Source organism: Brevundimonas sp. G8 (assembly GCF_902506205.1).
GTDB lineage: Bacteria > Pseudomonadota > Alphaproteobacteria > Caulobacterales > Caulobacteraceae > Brevundimonas.
This window is the reverse complement of record NZ_LR732816.1, coordinates 2,117,469-2,136,761: the sequence shown is the minus strand read 5'-3', so window position 1 is coordinate 2,136,761 and position 19,293 is coordinate 2,117,469. Positions and strand designations below refer to the sequence as shown.

Annotated in this window: 12 protein-coding genes; 2 read left to right on the top strand and 10 right to left on the bottom strand. The window is 66.8% G+C overall.

Annotated elements, in window-relative coordinates; genetic code table 11:
• Nucleotides 1–61: 61 nt before the first annotated feature.
• The 5 genes from ftsA to murC all read right to left on the bottom strand — a co-directional run bounded on the left by ftsA (nucleotide 62) and on the right by murC (nucleotide 5,789).
• Nucleotides 62–1,396 carry a cell division protein FtsA gene (gene ftsA, locus CHRYSEO8AT_RS10370; protein ID WP_236547504.1) on the bottom strand — a complete coding sequence of 445 codons (1,335 nt, stop codon included), beginning with the start codon at nucleotides 1,394–1,396 and terminating at the stop codon, nucleotides 62–64.
• Nucleotides 1,397–1,409: 13 nt separating this feature from the next.
• Nucleotides 1,410–2,297, bottom strand: coding sequence for a cell division protein FtsQ/DivIB (locus tag CHRYSEO8AT_RS10365; protein ID WP_201304406.1), 888 nt, complete (start codon nucleotides 2,295–2,297; stop codon nucleotides 1,410–1,412).
• Nucleotides 2,285–3,226: a D-alanine--D-alanine ligase gene (locus CHRYSEO8AT_RS10360; protein ID WP_159849751.1), complete on the bottom strand. Its 942-nt coding sequence runs from the start codon at nucleotides 3,224–3,226 to the stop codon at nucleotides 2,285–2,287. Before CHRYSEO8AT_RS10360 ends, CHRYSEO8AT_RS10365 begins: the two co-directional genes overlap by 13 nt.
• 72 nt (nucleotides 3,227–3,298) lie before the next feature.
• A complete protein-coding gene (gene murB / locus CHRYSEO8AT_RS10355; protein WP_159849750.1) occupies nucleotides 3,299–4,210 on the bottom strand; it encodes a UDP-N-acetylmuramate dehydrogenase in 912 nt (303 codons plus the stop codon).
• Between the two features lie 139 nt (nucleotides 4,211–4,349).
• Complete coding sequence (gene murC, locus CHRYSEO8AT_RS10350; protein ID WP_159849749.1) at nucleotides 4,350–5,789, bottom strand: UDP-N-acetylmuramate--L-alanine ligase; 1,440 nt, start codon at nucleotides 5,787–5,789, stop codon at nucleotides 4,350–4,352.
• Between the two features lie 182 nt (nucleotides 5,790–5,971).
• Between murC and CHRYSEO8AT_RS10345 the strand changes: the two genes are divergently transcribed.
• The gene (locus CHRYSEO8AT_RS10345; RefSeq protein ID WP_159849748.1) at nucleotides 5,972–8,059 is read left to right on the top strand and encodes a catalase; all 2,088 of its coding nucleotides are present in this window, start codon (nucleotides 5,972–5,974) and stop codon (nucleotides 8,057–8,059) included.
• A gap of 98 nt (nucleotides 8,060–8,157) precedes the next feature.
• Here the strand turns inward: CHRYSEO8AT_RS10345 and CHRYSEO8AT_RS10340 are convergent, their stop codons facing one another.
• From CHRYSEO8AT_RS10340 to CHRYSEO8AT_RS10330, 3 genes are read right to left on the bottom strand one after another with little or no spacing between them, the layout of a single operon-like run.
• Entirely contained in the window at nucleotides 8,158–9,600 is a 1,443-nt protein-coding gene (locus CHRYSEO8AT_RS10340) for an efflux transporter outer membrane subunit (RefSeq protein ID WP_159849747.1), read from the bottom strand.
• On the bottom strand, nucleotides 9,600–12,884 hold the full coding sequence (locus tag CHRYSEO8AT_RS10335; protein WP_159849746.1) for an efflux RND transporter permease subunit: 3,285 nt from the start codon (nucleotides 12,882–12,884) through the stop codon (nucleotides 9,600–9,602). Before CHRYSEO8AT_RS10335 ends, CHRYSEO8AT_RS10340 begins: the two co-directional genes overlap by 1 nt.
• Before the next feature lie 3 nt (nucleotides 12,885–12,887).
• Nucleotides 12,888–14,090 (bottom strand): efflux RND transporter periplasmic adaptor subunit, encoded by a 1,203-nt coding sequence (locus CHRYSEO8AT_RS10330; protein ID WP_159849745.1) that lies wholly within the window; start codon nucleotides 14,088–14,090, stop codon nucleotides 12,888–12,890.
• A 171-nt stretch (nucleotides 14,091–14,261) separates the two neighbouring features.
• Between CHRYSEO8AT_RS10330 and CHRYSEO8AT_RS10325 the strand changes: the two genes are divergently transcribed.
• Nucleotides 14,262–14,831 (top strand): TetR/AcrR family transcriptional regulator, encoded by a 570-nt coding sequence (locus CHRYSEO8AT_RS10325; RefSeq protein ID WP_255451482.1) that lies wholly within the window; start codon nucleotides 14,262–14,264, stop codon nucleotides 14,829–14,831.
• 70 nt (nucleotides 14,832–14,901) lie between these two features.
• Here CHRYSEO8AT_RS10325 and CHRYSEO8AT_RS10320 read toward each other — a convergent pair whose 3' ends face one another.
• Together CHRYSEO8AT_RS10320 and CHRYSEO8AT_RS10315 are read right to left on the bottom strand one after the other, a co-directional pair.
• Nucleotides 14,902–16,176, bottom strand: coding sequence for a sugar MFS transporter (locus CHRYSEO8AT_RS10320; RefSeq protein WP_159849744.1), 1,275 nt, complete (start codon nucleotides 16,174–16,176; stop codon nucleotides 14,902–14,904).
• Between the two features lie 206 nt (nucleotides 16,177–16,382).
• The gene (locus CHRYSEO8AT_RS10315; RefSeq protein ID WP_201304405.1) at nucleotides 16,383–19,214 is read right to left on the bottom strand and encodes a TonB-dependent receptor; all 2,832 of its coding nucleotides are present in this window, start codon (nucleotides 19,212–19,214) and stop codon (nucleotides 16,383–16,385) included.
• Between the last annotated feature and the right edge of the window lie 79 nt (nucleotides 19,215–19,293).

Below are 19,293 nucleotides of genomic sequence, written 5' to 3'. Positions count from 1 at the left end.
GTAACAATCTAGACACAGTTTTTCGACGGTTCAGCCACAATCGCGGTTCTTCGAAAACGGCCTAGAGATTATCCCGCAGCCAGCCGGCTACCCGCCCCACCACGTTACCGCGGTGGATGCGCGGCGCGTCTGCCGCCGTGATCTGGCGCGCCATCAGCTTCCTGGCCGACACGGCCTCGCGCGGGCCGTAGGCGGCGCGGAGCAGGACGCCGGCGGTGGCGCAGAAGGCGGGGCCGGAGGCGGCGTCGGCCAAATGTGGCGCCCGTTGGGGTTTTCCGAGGCGGACAGGGCGGTCGAAGACGCGCACCGCCAGTTCGCGCACGCCATTCAACTGGCTGGCGCCGCCAGTCAGGACCAGGCCCGCGCCGGGTTCGAGGCCGACGCCTGCGTTCTTCAGTCGGTCGCGCAGCAATTCGAGGGTTTCCTCGACGCGGGGAGCGATGACCGTCTTCAACATGGCGCGCGGGACGATGACCGGGCCGGCGGAGGCGTCCTCGCCGCGTGGCGGGGCCTCCAGCATCTCGCGGTCCTCGTTGGCGCTGGCCATGGCCGAGCCGTGCAGGGTCTTCAGCCGTTCGGCGCCGGCCTTGGATGTCGACAGACCGCGCGCGATGTCGGACGTGACGTGATCACCGCCGACGTTCAGGCTTTCGATATGCAGCAAGGACCGCCCACCCCACACGGCGGCGCTGGTCGAGCCGCCGCCCATGTCGATGCAGACGGCGCCCAGATCCATCTCGTCCTCTTCCAGCGCGGCGAGGGACGACACGACGGGCGCGGCGGCCACGCCCTGCAAGTCCAGGTGCGCCAGCTCCAGGCAGTGGCTCAGGGTCGTGAACACGTTCTCGGCCATGGAGACGACCAGCAGGTCCAGCCCCAGCGAACCGCCGCGCATTGAACGCGGATCATGCACGCCGCGCGCCCCGTCTACCGACCAGGCGATGGGCAGGACGTGGATTGGGCGGCGATTGGGCAGGCGAATCTGGGCCAGGGCCATGCCGATGGCGCGCGCCAGGTCAGCGTCGCCGACCGGATTGGCGCCCAGGGAGACACGGGCCTGGACCCGGTGGCTGGCCATCTGGCCGATGGCGGTCGTGACGACGACACCGGAGACCGGGCTCTGGGCCGCCCGCTCGGCGCGTTCGACGGCGTGGCCGATTGCCTGAGCGGCCTCGTCCATATTGATGATCGCTCCGCCCTTCACGCCCTTGGACTGGACATGGCTGGCGCCGGCGACGCGGATGGTGCGGTCGGCGTGGCGCACGCCGTCGGGCTTCATGATGAAGCACGAGACCTTGGACTGGCCGATGTCCAGCGCCGCGATCACGGGGGCGCGACCGGCGCGAGGATCCATGCCCCGACCCTGATCGTTCGCCGCTCCGCGTTGCTTGGTCATGATCTTGGCGTTCCTAGGCGTCGCCGGTGGGTCGCACGGCGACCTCGTCCGGGGTTCTGAGATCGACACGGGCGAAGCCCAGGTCGAGCAGGCGTTCGCGCTGGTCCAGCGCATCGAGGCGGATCAGAGCCGCCTCCTGTTCGGTGGCGGGCAGCTGGATCAGACTGCCGTCCTTGAGACGCAGGTCCCAGCGGCGCTCGTCCACGCGCACCAGGGCGTCCACCATCCCCATCAGGCGCGGACGCTGGGCCAGAAGCGGCAGGATCTCGCCGGCCGCGACATCGGCGCCCTTGCCCACGACCAGCGGCAGGGTCGGGTAGCGGCGAGCATCGGCCCCGTCGATGACCTGACCGCGCGCATCGATGACCTTGATCTGACCGGCCTCCTGCCAGACGGCGAGACGGTCGTGTTCCTTGACCTCGACGATCAGGGTGTCTGGCAACAGGCGCACCACGCGCGCCTCCTTGACCCAGCCCACGGCCTGCACCCGCGTGCGAATGGCGTCCAGATCCAGGCTGGTGATCGGCTGGCCGGAATACAGACCCAGCGCCTGCTGGATGGCGGGCTCGGCCTCGGGCGAGGCGCCGGTGATGTGCACCCGCTTCAGCGTCAGCCCCATGCCGGCCGTCAGATTATCGACGCCGTGCGAGACCGACGCACCGATCCGTTCGGCGCGCGCGCCCGTGGCCAGAACCCCGACCAGCAAAAGCGCACCGGCGCCCAGGGCGATAACGGCGGTGCGGGGTGAAATATCGACACGGCCAATGGCGGCCATCTTGCCGGGAATGGCGGACGCGTTCTTGGCCCCGCCACGCGACCGCCCTCCCCCTTTGGGAGCCGCGCCGCGTTGGGGAGCCTGATTAGAACTCTGTCGCCGACCGCCGCGAACTACCGCGGGCATGAGGCGTCCTCCACCATCCACCGAACCAGATCGTCATAGCTCATCCCGGTGTAGGCCGCCTGCTCGGGCGCGAGCGAAGTCGGAGTCATGCCGGGCTGAGTATTGACCTCCAACAGGACCAGATCGTCCTTAACATCGTCATAACGGAAGTCGGATCGCGACACCCCCCGGCACCCCATGGCGACGTGCGCGGCCTCGGCCTGACGCATCGCGGCCTCGAACACGGCGGGCGGCAGGACAGCTGGCAAGACGTGGACCGAACCACCCGGCGCGTATTTGGCTTCATAGTCGTAGAAGCCCTTGGTCGGGGTGATGTCGGTCACCGTCAGGGCGCGCGGCCCGGCCGGTTCGCCCAACACCGTGACGCACAGTTCCTTGCCGGCGATATAGGGTTCAACCACGACCTGTTCGCCATAGGCCCAGCCCGGCTCGCCCACCTCGGCGACGGGCCGATTGGCGCCCTCGCGCACCAGAAAGACGCCCACGGACGACCCCTCTGCGTTCGGCTTGACCACATAGGGCGGGTCGATGACGTGACGGCTGGCGACCTCGTGGCGATCATACAGGCCGCCGCCCGGCACCTTGATGCCCGCCGCCCGCAACACGGCCTTGGACTTGTCCTTGTCCATCGCCAGGGCCGAGGCCAGCACGCCGGAATGCGTATAGGGAATCCGCAGCGTCTCCAGCACGCCTTGGACGCAGCCATCCTCGCCCCAGGCGCCGTGCAGGCAGTTCAGCACCACGTCGGGCCGGATCAGGCCGGACAGCACATTGGCCAGGTCGCGCCCGGCGTCCACGCGACTGACGCGCACGCCCTGCCGCTCCAGCGCCTGCGCGCACTGCTCGCCCGAGGAGAGCGAAACCTCCCGCTCGGCGGAAAGGCCGCCCATCAGGACGGCGACATGAAGGTCTTTGAAAGCGCGGGCCATGACGTCTCCGATTGCGGCCTACATGTTTAACAAGCCATCAACCTTCTCGCCCCCGCGATTGAAATTTTGTGGTTAGGTCGCCCGACCGATGCGCTTGATCTCCCACTCCAGCTGAATGCCGGTCTTGGCCAGGACATCAGCGCGCACCGCCTCGCCCAGGCCTTCGATGTCGGCGGCGGTGGCCTCGCCGGGATTGATCATGAAGTTGGAGTGCAGATCGCTGAACATGGCCCCGCCGCCGGTCTCGGCGTGCAGCTTGCCGCGCCATCCGGCCTCATCGACCAGCTTCCACGACGAATGGCCGGGCGGGTTCTTGAAGGTGGAGCCGCCGGTCTTCTCGCGGATCGGCTGGGTGGTCTCGCGGCGGCTGGTGATCTCGCCGATGCGGGCGGCGACGGCCTCGGGCGCGTCGGGCGTGCCGCGATAGGTGGCCTCGACCCACAGGATGTCGGCCGGCGCTTGGCTATGGCGATAGGTGTAGCCGAAGTCGGCCAGACCGTAATCGATCCGCTCGCCCTTGCGGTTCAGCCCCCAAGCCGAGACCAGTACGTCCTTGGTCTCCGAGCCATAGCAGCCGGCGTTCATGGTCAGGGCACCGCCGATGGTTCCGGGGATGCCGGCATAGAATTCCAGCCCGGCGAGGCCCGCCTTGGCAGAAGCCTTGGCGACCATGGAATCCAGCGCGCCTGCACCGGCCGTGATCGTGTCGCCGTCCGTCGTGATCTGCGCCCACGGACGGCCCGCCAGACGGATCACCACCCCTTCGACCCCGCCATCGCGCACGATGACGTTCGATCCAACGCCCAGCACGGTCACGGGCACGGACGGGTCCAGCGCCTTCAGGAAGTCAGCTAGGTCATGAGCGTCCGCCGGGATGAACAGGGCCTCGGCGTTTCCGCCCACCCGGAACCAGGTGAAGGGCGCCAGCGGCTCGTTCAGCAGCAACTTGCCGCGCACGTCGGGGAGATTGTCACGCCAAGTCATATCTTTAATCCGCTCATCCCGGCGAAAAGCCGGGACCCAGTGCTTTGGGCGTTTGATTTTGAAGGGGGCAAGTTGTCTGTCCAACGCAATGCCTCGCGAAAAAACTGGGTCCCGGCTTTTGCCGGGATGAGCGGAGACTTTAGCTGCGCGCCTCCAACTGCCCCGGCAGGGCATAGGCCCAGGACGTGATGTCGCCGGCGCCCAGCAGCACGACCAAGTCGCCCGCCTTGGCTTCGCTCGCGATCACGCCCGGCAGGGCCTCGACGCCGTCCAGCGCCTGGACCGAGCGATGGCCGAAACGACGGATCCCTTCGACCAGCGCATGCTTGTCCACCCCGTCCAGCGGCGCCTCGCCCGCCGCATAGACGTCGGCCACGACCACCGCGTCGGCGTCCGAGAAACAGGTCGAAAACTCTTCCATCAGGTCGCGCAGGCGGGTGTAGCGGTGCGGCTGGACCACGGCGATGACGCGGCCGTCGCCCTCGGCGTTCTGCACCACCTGGCGCGCGGCCTTCAGGACGGCGGCGATCTCGACAGGGTGGTGGCCGTAATCGTCCACGATGCGCACGCCCCCGACCACGCCCGTGGTGGTGAAGCGGCGCTTGACCCCGCCGAAGCCGGCCAGGCCGGTCCTGATCGCCTCGTCGGCCACGTTCAGCTCGCGCGCCACGGCGATGGCGGCCAGGGCGTTGGCGATGTTGTGCCCCCCGGCCATGGGCAGATACAGGCCGTCGATCCGCGTCTCGTCGGCGTCCGCGCCCGCGCCCTTGAACACCACGTCGAACCGGCAGCCGTCCGGCCCCATGTCGATATTCTCGGCCCGCACCATGGCCTGAGGATTGACGCCGTAGGTTACCAGCCGCCGGTTATCGATGGCCGCGACCAGCCGCTGCACCTCGGGGTGATCCAGGCAGACGGCGGCGAAGCCGTAGAAGGGGATGTTCTCGACGAAGTCCACGAAGGCTTTGCGCACCCCGTCGAAGTCGCCGTAATGGTCCAGATGCTCGGGATCGATGTTGGTCACGATGGCCGCCGTCGATTTCAGACGCAGGAAGCTGCCGTCGCTCTCGTCCGCCTCGACCACGATCCAGTCGCCGTCGCCGACCTTGGCGTTGGTGCCATAGGCGTTGATGATTCCGCCGTTGACCACCGTCGGATCCAGGCCCGCCGCGTCCAGTAGGGCCGCGACCATGGAGGTCGTCGTCGTCTTGCCGTGGGTGCCGCCGACCGCGATGGAGAACTGCAGCCGCATCAGCTCGGCCAGCATCTCGGCCCGTCGAACCAGCGGGATGCGACGCTCGCGCGCCGTCTTCATCTCGGGGTTCTCGGCCTTGACCGCCGTCGAATAGACCACAGCCGAGACGCCCTCGCCCACATGGGCGGCGTCATGGCCGATGAAGATTCGAGCGCCCAGCTGTTCCAGGCGTTCGGTGTTGGCGCTGGCCTTGGCGTCCGAACCCTGAACCGAATAGCCGATCTTCAACATGATTTCGGCGATGCCGCTCATGCCGATGCCGCCGATGCCGACGAAATGGACGGGACCGAGGTCAAACGGAACGGGGCGAAGGCGTGCGATCATCGTCGCGTCATAGACTCCGCCTCGCCGCATGCGAAGGGCGCGCCGCATACGGAGCGAACTTTTCTGAGGGCGATCACCGCTGCGCCTGTGCGCGATGCCGCACAGAACCATCGCATTCCCGCGACGTTGTGATGGTAACGCGCGTCGCATCCCTGTCGACGCCGCCGCCCCAAGGTTTCCAGATGGCCAAGACACCCACATCCGCCGGTGCGTCCACGCTCGGCAATGCCGGCGAACTGCACCAGACCGCCTCGACGCCGCAAACCCGCACCACGACCAATCACGGCGTGCCCATCAGCGACAATCAGAACTCACTCAAGGCCGGCCCGCGCGGCTCGACCCTGCTGGAGGACTTTATTCTTCGCGAGAAGATCCAGCATTTCGACCACGAGCGCATCCCCGAGCGGATCGTCCATGCGCGCGGTTCAGCCGCCCACGGCTTCTTCGAACTGACCGACAGCCTGTCAGACTTCACCACCGCCAAGATCCTGACCGAGGTCGGCAAGAAGACCGAACTCTTCACCCGCTTCTCGACCGTCGCCGGCGGCGCAGGCTCGGTGGACACGCCGCGCGACGTGCGCGGATTTGCGGTCAAATTCTATACGACCGAGGGCAATTGGGACTTGGTCGGCAACAACATTCCCGTCTTCTTCATCCAGGACGCGATCAAGTTTCCCGACTTGATCCATTCGGTGAAAATGGAGGCCGACAAGGGCTATCCCCAGGCGGCCAGCGCCCACGACACCTTCTGGGACTTCATCGGCCTGATGCCCGAGAGCATGCATATGGTCATGTGGGCCATGTCGGATCGCGGCATCCCGCGCAGCCTGCGGATGATGGAGGGGTTCGGCGTCAACACCTTCCGCCTGCTGAACGCCGAGGGCGAGGCGACCCTGGTCAAGTTCCACTGGCGGCCCAAGCTGGGGACGCAATCGACCTGCTGGGACGAGGCGGTCAAGATCGCCGGCGCCGATCCCGACTATCACCGCCGCGACCTGTATGAAGCCATCGACCAGGGCGACTTCCCCGAATGGGAGTTCGGCGTGCAGCTGTTCACCCAGGAACAGGCCGACGCCCTGCCCTTCGACATTCTGGACGCCACCAAGCTTGTGCCGGAAGAGGATTATCCGATCCGCGTGATCGGCCGCATGGTTCTGGACCGCAACCCCGACAACTTCTTCGCCGAGACGGAGCAGGTCGCCTTCCTGCCGACCAATATCGTACCGGGCATCGACTTCTCTGAAGACCCGCTGCTGCAGGGCCGGCTGTTCTCCTATCAGGACACCCAGCTATCACGCCTGGGCACGGTCAACTTCCACCAGATCCCGATCAACCAAGCCAAGGGCTGCCCCTTCCAAAACTTCCAGCGCGACGGCCATATGCAGATGGCCGTGCCGAAGGGTCGCGCCAATTACGAACCCAACAGCCTGGCCAAAGCGGGCGAGGACGGCGGCCCGCGCGAGGATCCCAAGGGCGGCTTCCGCACCGCTCGCGTGCCGCTCGAAGGCGAAAAGGTCCGGCTGCGCGCCGAGACCTTCGCCGACCACTACAGCCAGGCGCGGCTGTTCTTCCGCTCCCAGACCGAGATCGAACAGGCCCACCTGGCCAGCGCCATCGTGTTCGAACTGTCCAAGGTGTCTCTGTCCCACGTCCGCGAGCGCGTTCTGGCCAATCTTCAGAACGTCGATGAAACCCTGGCCCAGCGCGTCGCCGACGGCCTGAACCTGCCTCTGCCCAAGGCGTCGGAACCGGCCGTCGCCCCCGTCGATCTGGACGCCTCGCCTGCCCTGCGCATCGTCGGCAAATATCCCGACACGTTGAAGGGCCGGAAGGTCGCCATCCTTGTCGCCGATGGATCGGACGGCGCGGTCATCGACGCCGTTCGTGCGACGGTCGAGGGCGACGGGGGCTCGGTCTTCATCGTCGCGCCCAAGATCGGCGGCGCAAAGCTGAAGGGCGGCAAGACCCTGGCCGCCGACGGGCAACTGGCCGGCAGCCCGTCGGTCCTGTTCGACGCCGTCGCCATCGTGCTGTCCGACGAAGGCTGCGCCCAGTTGCTGAAGGAAGGCGCTGCGGTCGATTTCGCCAAGGACGCCTTCGGCCACCTCAAGGCCGTCGGCCACACGCCCGAGGCCCAGCCCCTGCTGGACAAGGCGGGCGTCGAGCCGGACGCTGGCGTGATCGAGCTGTCCAAGGACGCCGAGGCCTTCCTCGCCCCCGCCCGCACCCGCCAGTGGGATCGCGAGCCCAAGGTGCGCATGCTGGCCTGATACAAAGCCCCGCAGCTATCTTGAGATAGCGAAGGCAAACAAGAAGGGCCGGGCGATGTGTCGCCCGGCCCTTCTTTCTTGCCGCTAAGGCGAACCGATCAGCTGTCGGCTTGCCAGCCGCCGGCCAGGGCCCGGAACAGGGCGATCTGGTAGGTGGTGACCAGGGCGTCCGACTGGGCCAGGGCCGCATCGGCTGCGGCCTGGGTGCGCTGGGCGTCCAGCACGAGCAGGAAGCTGTCGGCGCCGGCGTTGAAGCGCAGGCGCGACAGGTCGGCGGCGCGGGCTGCCTGGTCGCGCGCCTCGGTCAGGGCGGCACGGCGGTCCAGTTCGTTGGCGTAGTTGGACAGGGCCGTTTCCGTCTCCTGCAGGGCCGTCAGCACCGTCTGGTCGAAGGTGGCCAGGGCTGCGTCCGACCGTGCGCCGGCGGCCTTGATCTGGGCGCGGGCGGCGAAGACGTTCGGGAACGACCAGCTGATCAGCGGACCGAAGCTGAAGCGCGTATTTCCAGAATCGCCCAAGCCGTCGGCGTCCAGCGCCGTCGAACCATAGGAACCGCCCAAGGTTATCCGCGGATACAGATTGGCGGTCGCCACGTTCACGCGGGCGGCGGCGGCGGCCAGATTGGCCTCGGCCTCGCGCACGTCGGGGCGACGCGCCAAGAGGGCCGCGCCGTCGCCGACCGGGATCGGCTGGCTGAGTTGCGGCGGGCGAACGCAGGCGGCGGCGGCCTGGCTGGCCTCGGCGGGGGTGACCCCGGTCAAGGTGGCCAGGCGGAACAGCGCCTCGTTGCGGGCCGCGCGCAGGGTCGGCAGGGTCGAGGCCGTCTGGGCCAGGGCCGCGCGGGCGCTGGCCACGTCCAGGCCGGTGCCGGCCCCGCCGTCGAGCAGGGTCTGGGTCAGCTCAGCGGTGTTGCGTTGCAGTTCCAGCGTCCGTTCGGCCACCGCGATCTGCGCATTGGCCGAGCAGGTGTCGGCATAGGCGCGAGTCGTCTCGGCCGCGACCGTCACCTGGACCGTGGCCAGGGCGGCCTCGGCGGCGCGGGCGTCGGCGCGGGCGGCGCGGATGGTGGATCCCACTCGCCCGAACAGATCGACTTCATAGGAGGCCTCGATCCCGACGTCATAGGTGTCGATCTCGGGGATCGTCGTGCCGGCGGGAATACCGGGCTGAGCCGCCAGACTGGCCGACGAACCCTGCGACCGGGTGACCCCGCCACTGGTCGTCGTAGTCGGGAAACGGCCCACGCGGGCCTCCGACAGCGACGCCCGAACGGCGCGCAGGTTGGCGAAGGCGGCTTCGAGCTGGTTGTTCTCGGCGAAGGCCTGCTGGATCAGGGCGTCCAGCGTCGGGTCTTCATACAGCCGCCACCAGTCGTCGCGCGCCGCAGCGGTCGAGACGGTGGGGCTGGCCGAGCCGACGAAGCCCCCCGTCCCGGCGATGGGCAGGTCGGCGACCGGCGCCTTGGGCCCGACCGCGCAGGCGGCGAGCAGGGCGCTCGATGCTGCGGCGGTCAGGAAGCTGAGGGTCTTGTTGCGGGTCATCAGATGTCCCCTCCCCGGCCGGTCGCGGGCGCCGGAGCGTTCGGATCGGTCAGGTCGCTGGTTTCGTCGTAACGCACGGCCCGATCAGGAGAGTGGTCGGGGGTCGTGGTCGGCTTGGGCTTGTCGCCTTGCGGCAGCTTCGAGGACAGCCAGCGGCTGACCACATAGAAGACCGGCGTGAAGATCAGGCCGAAGAAGGTCACGCCCAGCATGCCCGAGAAGACGGACGTGCCCAGCGATTGCCTCATCTCCGCGCCCGGACCCGTCGCCAGCATCAGCGGCACGACGCCGAGGATGAAGGCGAACGAGGTCATCAAGATCGGACGCAGACGGGTCTTGGCGGCGGCGACCGCAGCCTCGAACCGGTTCATGCCCTGCTCTTCTTCGGCCTGTTTGGCGAACTCGACGATCAGGATGGCGTTCTTGGCCGCCAGGGCGATCAGAACGACGAGCCCGATCTGGACCAGGATGTTGTTGTCCAGACCCCGCAGGTTCACCCCGATGATGGCCGCAAGCAGACACATCGGCACGATCAGGATGACCGCCAGCGGAAGCGTGAACGCCTCGTACTGAGCCGCCAGCACCAGGAAGACGAACACCACCGCCATCAGGAAGATGACCGTCGCGCCCGAACCGGCCGCCTTCTGCTGATAGGCCAGACCCGTCCATTCGTAGGAGAAGCCCTGGGGCAGGTTCTGCGCGGCCATGGTTTCCATGATCTGCAGCGCCTCGCCCGACGACACCCCGGCTGCGGCGTTGCCCTGAAGCTCGGCCGCGGGGAACAGGTTGTAGCGCACGATCCGCGACGGGCCCGAATCGTTCACCAGGTTGGCCACCGAACCGATCGGCACCATGGCCCCTGACGACGACTTGGTCTTCAGGTTGGCGATGTCGGCGATGTCGTCGCGGGACTGCGGCTCCGCCTGCGCCGTCACCCGGAAGGTACGACCCAGCATGTTGAAGTCGTTGACGTAGGACGAGCCGAGATAGACCCCCAGAGTGTCGAACACGGCGCTGGGCTGGACGCCCATCATCAGCGCCTTGTCACGATCGACGTCGGCGGTGATGCGGGGCGAGGCGGTATTGTAGGTCGAGAAGACCTGGCTGACCTGGGTCGGCGCCTGGGCGGCGGCGCCCATCATGGCGAAGGTCGCGCCTTCCAGCGGACGATAGCCGGCGCCTTCGCGATCCTGGATCATCATCGAGAAGCCGTTGCCCGTGCCCAGACCCTGAACCGCCGGGGGGGCGATGACGAAGATCTGCGCGTCCTCGATCTGACCGGTGGCCTGGGTGATGGCCCCGGCCAGGGCCGCGGCGGCCTCTTCCTTGGTGCGGTCTTCGAACGGACTCAGACGCACGAAGATGGTCGCGGCGTTGGAGCCGAAGGAGAAGCTGGAGCCGTCCAGGCCGGCGAAGGCGATGGCGCCGTCGACGCCCGGGGTCTGGCGAATGATGTCGCTGGCGCGGGTCATCACGGCTTCGGTACGGTCCAGCGAAGCGCCGGCCGGCAGTTGGATGACGCCGATCAGGAAGCCCTGATCCTGCTCGGGAATGAAGCCCGAGGGTGTATCGATCAGGCGCCAGGCCGTCAGGCCCAGCAGACCGGCATAGATGATCAGCACCAGGCCGACCGTGCGCACCAAACGCGCCGTCAAGCGGCCGTAGCGGTCCGACAGCCAGTCGAAGCCTTCGTTGAACTTACGTCCAGCCCAGCCGCCGTAATAGACGACCGTGCCCAGGACGCCCGGCTTGCGGGCATGTTCATGGTCCTTCTTGTGCGGCTTCAGCAGCAGGGCGGCCATGGCCGGCGACAGCGTCAGCGACACGAACAGCGAGATGACCGAGGCCGAGGCGATCACGACCGCGAACTGGCGGTAGAAGATGCCTGGGATGCCGGGCACGAACATGGTCGGCACGAACACCGACACCAGCACCAGGCCGATGGCGATCAGGGCGCCGGACACTTCCTGCATCGATCGATAGGCCGCCTCTTTTGGCGTGAGGCCCTCGCTGATGGCCCGCTCCACGTTCTCGACCACCACGATGGCGTCATCGACGACGATGCCGACCGCAAGGACGAGGGCGAACAGGGACAGGGAGTTGATCGAATAGCCCAGCGCCAGCTGCACCGCGAAGGTGCCGACCAGAGCGACAGGAATGGCGATGATCGGGATGATGGCCGCACGCCAGGTCTGAAGGAAGACCATGATCACGATGACGACCAGGATGACGGCTTCGACCAGCGTGTGCTGAACCGACTCCACCGAGGCGGCGACGAACTCGGTCGGGTTATAGGGCACCGAGATGTTCATGCCGGCGGGCAGTTCGGCCTTGAGGGCATCGACCTCGGCCAGGACACGATCAGCGGTGCCCAGCGCATTGGCGCCCGGCTGCTGAACGATCGCGACACCGACGCCGCGCTTGCCGTCGAAGAAGCCGCGAATGCCGTAGTCCTGAGCGCCCAGTTCGATCCGCGCCACGTCGCGCAGATAGGTGACGCGCCCTTCGGCGTCGGTCTTCAGGATAACCTTGGAGAATTCTTCGGGATCGCTCAGACGGCCCTGAACCTGGACCGGGAGCTGGAAGGAGGAAGCGTTGTTGGCAAAGGGCGGCTGACCGATGGAGCCGGCGGCAGCCTGGACGTTCTGGGCGCGCAGGGCGGCGACGATCTCGGGGCCCGTCAGACCGCGCTCGGCCGCCTTGGCCGGGTCGATCCAGACGCGCATCGAATAGTTGCCGCCGCCGAACACCTGAACCGCGCCCACGCCTTCGATGCGCAGCAGACGGTCCCGCAGCGTCGAGTTGGCGTAGTTGCCGACATAGTCGTTATCCAGGGTGCCGTCGGGCGACGTCAGCCCCAGGATCATCAGGAAGCCGCTCTCGGCCTTGTTGACCACGACACCCGTCTGACGAACCGCCTCGGGAAGGCGGGGTTCGGCCAGGGCGACGCGGTTCTGGACCAGCACCTGTGCGGAATCGAGGTCCGTTCCGGGCTGGAAGGTCACGGTGATCGCCACCGCCCCGTCCGAGGTGGACGAGGAGGTGATGTAGAGCATGTTCTCGACGCCGTTCACCTCCTGCTCGATGGGGGCGGCGACGGTCTCGGCCAGAGTCTCGGCCGAGGCGCCGGGATAGGCGGCGTTGATGGTGATCGTCGGCGGCGCGATCTCCGGATACTGCGACAGGGGCAGCAGCGGATAGGCGGCGATGCCGATGATGGAGATCACCACCGCGATCACGGCCGCGAAGATCGGCCGGTCGATGAAGAAGCGGGAGATGTTCATGGCTTAGCCAGCGGGAATGGAGTTGGCGAACGAGGCGCTGGACGCCGGGGCCGCCTGGGTGACCGGCGCTTGCGACGCATCGGCTGCGACCGGCTGGATCTGACCGTTCTTGGGCGTGACCTTGGAACCCGGCTGGGCCGCGCGTTGCAGGCCGGCGATGATGACGCGGTCGGTCGGAGCCAGGCCCGAGCGGACGACGCGCAGGCCCTGGACGATCGGGCCGAGTTGAACGGCCTTGTTCGTCACGGTGCCGTCGGCGTTGACCACGGCGACGGTGCGGCGGGCCTGATCCGTGCCGATGGCCGAATCCGGCACCAGCAGGGCGTCGTAGGCGCCGGCGCCGGCGACCTGGGCGCTGCCGAACATGCCGGGACGCAGGAAGCCGTCGGCGTTGGGCAGGATGGCGCGCAGGCGGATGACGCCCGAGGCGGTGTCCACGGCGTTGTCCGAGAAGTCGAGACGGCCGCTGTGCTTGTAGGTGCTCTCGTCCTGCAGGCGGACGTTGACCGTCGCGCCCTGATTGGCGCCGCCCTCACGCAGATACTTCAGCAGCACCGCTTCCGAACCGTCGAAGACGAAGTGGATCGGGCCGCCCGAGATGATGGTGGTCAGGACGTCGCCCGCCGACGAACCGCCGGCGATGACATTGCCCGGATCGACGCGACGGTCGGACACGCGGCCCGAGGTCGGGGCGGTGACGCGGGTGTAGTCCAGGTTCAGACGCGCCGTGCGAACGGCAGCGTTGGCGGCGGCCAGATTGGCCTGGGCCGCGTCGACGGCGGCCTTGTTGGAATCATACTCGGCCTTGGACACCGCCTGCGAGGCCAGCAGGGTCTCGCTGCGGGCCAGGTTGGCGCGGCTCAGGGTGACCTGCGACTGCATCTGGGTCACCTGGGCCTGAGCCTGGGCCAAAGCGGCCTGGGCGGGACGCGGGTCCAGGGTGAACAGCAGTTGGCCGCGCTGGACCATCTGACCGTCGCGGAAGTGAACCGCCTGGATATAGCCGCCGACGCGAGCGCGCACGTCCACGCTCTCGACCGCTTCGAAGCGGCCCGTGAACTCGTCCCAGTCCCTGACTTGTTGCTTCAGCGGCGTGGCCACTGTCACGGGAGGCGCGCCTTGCGCCGGAGCCTCCGCCTTGGGGGAACAACCATAAAGCGCACCCGTCGCCATGACGGATACGGCCGCAATCTTCAGCCCGCGCATCTGCGCAATCTCCCTGTCGGAGGTAAAATCCCAGTCGTGCGGACAGAGGCCGATGGGGAGTCGGCCTTGTCAACGCGTGGTGACTTAATGATCGGCGCCGCGGCGCTTGTCAACAGGCGTTGACAAAGCCATATGTGATCTACGGTTATTCACCTGTGGAGTGTCATCACCTTGTTATGTCCCGGCCCACGCCCGAGAAACGCCGCCGCGACCCGCACGGCCATTCTCGATGCTGCGCGCGAAAGATTCGCGGCCGAGAGCTATGATGACGTGGGAATGCGGGACATCGCGCGAGACGTCGGCGTCGATGCGGCGCTGATCAGCCGTTACTTCGGTTCCAAGGACGACCTGTTCCTGGCCGCGCTGGACAGTTGCGGCGACGGCAGCGCTCTGATGCAGGGCGAGAAAGCTGATTTCGGCCGGCGCGTGGCGCACGAGATCGTCTTCGAGCCCAAGAAGGCCGACAAGCTCAAAGGCATGTCCATCATGCTGCGCTCCATTGGTTCGGCCAAGGCGGCGGACATGGTCCAGTCCACTTGCACCCAACGTTTCTTTGGCCCGCTTGAGGAATGGCTCAGCGGACCCGACGCCACGGTTCGCGCCCGCCTGCTGGCCGGCTTCATCATGGGCATGTCGATCAGCCGCGAACTGGGCGGCGGCAGTTTCAACATCGAACCGGCCCAGTGCGAAGAGATGCGGGACCGGCTGGCGCCGATCCTTCAGGCCCTGATCGACGGCTGATCCATTGCGCAAATGAAGAAGGGCGCGGAGGTTTTCCCTCCGCGCCCTTTGTCTTGTCCGACGACCGGCCTCAGTGCGAGGCGGTCGAGGTCACTTCGGCCCGCGCCTTGGTGCGGATGCAGGCGATGGCGAAGATCGTCAGGCCGACATAGCCCAGCATCGGCACGACGAAGGCCGGTTGCAGCCGGCCAGCCGCATCGGCGATGTGCGCCGCGACCTGAGGCAACAGGGCGCCGCCGATGATGCCGAAGACCAGCAGGCCCGAGGTCGCCGAGGTCGGGGCGGTGGACCGCTCCAGCGTCAGGGTGAAGATGGTCGGGAACATGATCGAGTTGAACAGGCCGATCGAAAGCACGGCGTAGGCCGCCGTCGGGCCGCCGATCTGGCTGACGATCAGGCACAAGACCCCCGCCGCCACGGTGCAGCAGACCAGGACAATGCCAGGGCGAACCTTGGTCAGGACGGCCGAACCGATGAAGCGACCGACCATGGCGCCGCCCCAGTAGAGGGCGACCATCTTGCCCGCCGTCTCGATGGGGGCGTTCAGGATGTCGGGGCTTTCCAGGAAGTTGGTCAGCATGCCGCCGATGGCGACTTCGGATCCGACGTAGAGGAAGATGGCCAGGGCGCCAAAGATGGCCCAGGGCGAAGATAAGGCCTTCAGCGGCGACACCGCTTCGGTCGAGGCCGGCGCGGCGGCGTTGATCTTCTTGCGCGCCGTGAAGATGAAGACGGCGACCAGGGCGAAGAAGGATCCCATGCCCAGGAAGGCCATGTCGATGCTGCGTAGAGATTCCGTGCGCGTGGCGACGGTGACGACGGCGCCGGCGGCGAAGACGCCGCCCGTCAGCAGGACGTGCGACCCCAGCCACGGGCCGATCGTGGTGCCCAGCGAGTTGAAGGCCTGCGAAAGGTTCAGTCGGCTGGACGCGCCCTTGGGGCTTCCCAGTTCGGCGACCAGCGGATTGGCCGCGACCTGCAACAGGGTCACGCCCGAGGCGATGACGAACAGGGCGATCAGCACGCCGGGATACCAGTCGGCGGCCGTAGCGGCCGGCACGATCAGACAGCCCGCGACCATGACGATCAGGGCGCCGATAATTGAGCGGCTATAACCCAGCTTGCTCAGCACCGAGGCGGCCGGCAGCGACATCAGCCCATAGGCGATGAACCAGGCGAAGGTCGTCAGGAAGGCCTCGGCGTTGTTCAGGTCGAACACGCGCTTCACCGCCGCGATCAGCGGGTCGATCAGCGAGGTGGCGAAGCCCCAGGCGAAGAACAGCGTGGTGACATAGGCGAAGGCCAGGCCCGCGCCCTGGCGTTTTCCGGCGTCCGGAACGGTCATGGATGTGATCCCCCAGTGAACAAAAACGGCCGCGCTGTGCTCGCGCGGTTCTCGCAATGCGCTTGGTTCCGACATCGCGGGATGCGCGTCCAGCCGAAAAGCGTGCTCTGTAACGAAACTTTTCCACCCCGCTTTGGCTGCGACAAAGAAAAGGGCCGCCTCGCGAACGCGGCGGCCCAAGTTTGCTCAGAAGAGAGGGGTGGAAATCAGAACTTGTAGTTCATGCCGACCGCGAAGGTCCGGCCGTAGCTCTGGTAGTCGATGGTGCGGCGCTCATCGCCGTTTTCGAAGGTCTTGAACGGCTCGTCGGTCAGGTTATTGACCTGAGCCAGGATCGACAGACCCTCCAGAGGACCGTTCTGGAACTCGTAGCCGATCTGGGCGTCGACCACGGTTTCCGCCGCGACCGACCGCAGGGTGCGGCCGTTGCCGAAGCCGGCGACCTCGCCCAGGTAGTCCGAACGGTGACGGGCGGAGACGCGGGTCTGGAAGCCGTAGCGCTCGTAATACAGAGTGCCGTTGATGACGGTTTCCGACAGGCCCGGCATGGTGGTCGGGGCCTGGGTCGGATCCGGCTGGACCTCGCTGTCCGTCTGCGAAGCGCTGAACAGACCGCCGAAGCCTTCAAGCGCAGGGTGGAAGATGTCGAAGGGCGCCGAGACCGAGAACTCCAGCCCCTTGATCCAGCCGCCTTCGCCGTTTTCCGGCGTCGAGAGGATGCCTTCGTTGATCACGGGGGTGACACCGCCGGTCGGATAGCCGGTGAAGTCGAAGATGCGGTTGTAGGTATAAACGTAGCTTTCCAGGTGCTTATAGAAGCCGGCCAGCGAGACGTAGCCCTTGCGGTTGGCGAAATACTTCTCGAACGACAAATCGACCACGTCGGCGATGAAGGGTTTCAGTTCCGGATTGCCGCCGCCGCCGCCCCAGGGCGAGTTCTGGGACGGGGTCGCCGACGCGTTGTTCTTGCCCGCGTCGAACGAGAAGTTCCGCGAGGCGCGCATGTCGTCCATGCGCGGACGCGCCAGGGTGCGAGCCACCGCGAAGCGGGCGAACAGATCGTCGCCGACCTCCAGGATGAAGTTCGAGCTGGGCAGGATCTCCAGATATTTCGCGCCGCCCGTGACCTCAGTGACGGCGGCGACGCCGGCGCTCAGTTGCTGGGCCTCGAAGCCGCGGCCTTCCTGGTCGGTGTAGACGAACTGCATGCCGACGTTGCCGGTCAGCGCGCGACCGAACAGGTTGTGATCTATGTTGGCGCGGATATAGGCGGTCGAGACCTTTTCGGTCACAACCCAATTGCCGGCGGCGACGTCGGCGTTGGGGTTGCGAACGCGATCCAGCAGGCCGCTGTTGACCAAACCCAGCGCGTCATAGCTCAGCACCTGAGAGATGCCGAGGTAGCCCAGGTCGGTCGGATCCAGCAGATAGTCCGACGGCACCGTCAGATCGCCGCCGCCAGGGACGCCGAGGTAATACTGGTCGTTGACGAAGCTCTTCGTGCGTTCCGAATAGTTCGCACCGAAGTCGATCGACTTGAACGGGCTCTGGTGCAGTTCACGCGTGGCGGTGAGGCGAACGGCCTTGATTTCGTCCTCGATGGACGGGGTGTTCATATAGCCGACCTGGCCGCCCGGAATGACGTCCGAGCCCCAGCCCTGGGCCGAGGTGATGCGGATCAGGGACGGGTCGGCATAGTTGAGCTGGCTGGTGAACCGGGTCACGCCGTCGTCGGTCAGGACGAAGCCTAAAGTGTCCAGCGCGCCGTTGATGTTGCGGCCCGTGCCGGCGTTGGTTTCAAGGATGATGTCGTTGCGCTCGACCTTGGAGTAGCTGAGGTCCAGCCCGAGGGTCCAATCGTCGCTGGCGACGAACTCTGTGTTCCAGCCCAAGGCCGTGATGTTGCTGTCACGCTTGTTCAGGTCGTTGCGGACCACGCCTTTGATGTTGTCCCAGGTGCCGGCGACGATCAGGCCGTCCTCGACGGTATAGCCGGGGCGTAGCGACGGAGCGGGACGGCAGACGTTCGGCGTCGGGACGTTGTTGGTGACCTGGCAACCGCCCAGCACAGTGTCGCTGCGGCCAGGGTTTTCGGCCAGACCACCCCAGGCCAGCGGGAACTCGATGCCGCGCAGGACCTGGGTGTTCTTGAACTCGGAATAGAAGGCGTCGATCGTGGAATGGATACGATCGTTCGGGCGCCATTCCAGCACGCCCATATAGCCGTCGCGCTCCAGTTCGGACGACATGACATAGGGCTTCACGCCGCCAGTGATCAGATTGCCGTCGGTGTAGTTTGGATAGCCCCAGCTATTGAAGCGCTCGGACTGATAGGGCGAGCTCATGTGGGCGTAACCCAGCGCAACGCCCAGCGTCCCGTCCAGGAACTGGTCGATATAGGAGATGGTGTAGCGGTCGCCCTTGTCGGTCGTGCCCGAGTTCAGGGCGCCGATGTCGTTCCACTCGTGGCGATAGTTCACCGCCAGGGCCTGACGGCCATAGGCCAGAGGGCGCACGGTGCGCAGATCGACCGTGCCGGCCAGCCCTTGGCCGACCAGGGCGGCGTCGGGCGTCTTGTACACGGTCACGCCGCCCAGCAGTTCCGACGGAAACTGATCGAACTCCACGCCGCGGTTGTCGCCGGTCGTGACCAGTTCGCGCCCGTTCAGCAGGGCGGTGGTGAAGTCGGGGCCGAGGCCGCGGATCGAGATGGCCTGGCTGCGGCCATCGAGGCGCTGTGAGGTCACGCCGGGCAGACGGGCCAGGGATTCGGCGATCGAAACGTCCGGCAGCTTGCCGATGTCTTCGGCCGAGATGACTTCGACGATCGAGGTGTTTGCGGCCTTGGCTGCGATCGAAGCCTCGATGGAGCGGCGGATGCCGGTGACGACGATTTCGCCGACTTCCGTCGCCTGGCCGTCGGCCTGAGGCGTCGTGGCGGCGGTCTGGGCTTGCGCGGCGCCGACCGACATCATGGCGGCTGCGCCGAAAGCGACGCCGGATAGCAGGCGCGCGCGCCGGTTGAGACGTTGGAACATGGTCATCCTCCCTGGGGCTGACCGCGTTTCTGAGCGTCGCGATCTGAAGCCGTCGCAAAAATATGCAAATCTTTAGCAA

Excerpts from the sequence above, each read along its gene's own strand:
- CHRYSEO8AT_RS10330 (WP_159849745.1), bottom strand. The coding sequence starts at position 14,090 with ATGCGCGGGCTGAAGATTGCGGCCGTATCCGTCATGGCGACGGGTGCG.
- CHRYSEO8AT_RS10320 (WP_159849744.1), bottom strand. The coding sequence starts at position 16,176 with ATGACCGTTCCGGACGCCGGAAAACGCCAGGGCGCGGGCCTGGCCTTC.
- murC (WP_159849749.1), bottom strand. The coding sequence starts at position 5,789 with ATGATCGCACGCCTTCGCCCCGTTCCGTTTGACCTCGGTCCCGTCCAT.
- CHRYSEO8AT_RS10360 (WP_159849751.1), bottom strand. The coding sequence starts at position 3,226 with ATGGCCCGCGCTTTCAAAGACCTTCATGTCGCCGTCCTGATGGGCGGC.
- CHRYSEO8AT_RS10345 (WP_159849748.1), top strand. The coding sequence starts at position 5,972 with ATGGCCAAGACACCCACATCCGCCGGTGCGTCCACGCTCGGCAATGCC.
- ftsA (WP_236547504.1), bottom strand. The coding sequence starts at position 1,396 with ATGACCAAGCAACGCGGAGCGGCGAACGATCAGGGTCGGGGCATGGAT.
- CHRYSEO8AT_RS10340 (WP_159849747.1), bottom strand. The coding sequence starts at position 9,600 with ATGACCCGCAACAAGACCCTCAGCTTCCTGACCGCCGCAGCATCGAGC.
- CHRYSEO8AT_RS10335 (WP_159849746.1), bottom strand. The coding sequence starts at position 12,884 with ATGAACATCTCCCGCTTCTTCATCGACCGGCCGATCTTCGCGGCCGTG.
- CHRYSEO8AT_RS10315 (WP_201304405.1), bottom strand. The coding sequence starts at position 19,214 with ATGTTCCAACGTCTCAACCGGCGCGCGCGCCTGCTATCCGGCGTCGCT.
- CHRYSEO8AT_RS10365 (WP_201304406.1), bottom strand. The coding sequence starts at position 2,297 with ATGCCCGCGGTAGTTCGCGGCGGTCGGCGACAGAGTTCTAATCAGGCT.
- murB (WP_159849750.1), bottom strand. The coding sequence starts at position 4,210 with ATGACTTGGCGTGACAATCTCCCCGACGTGCGCGGCAAGTTGCTGCTG.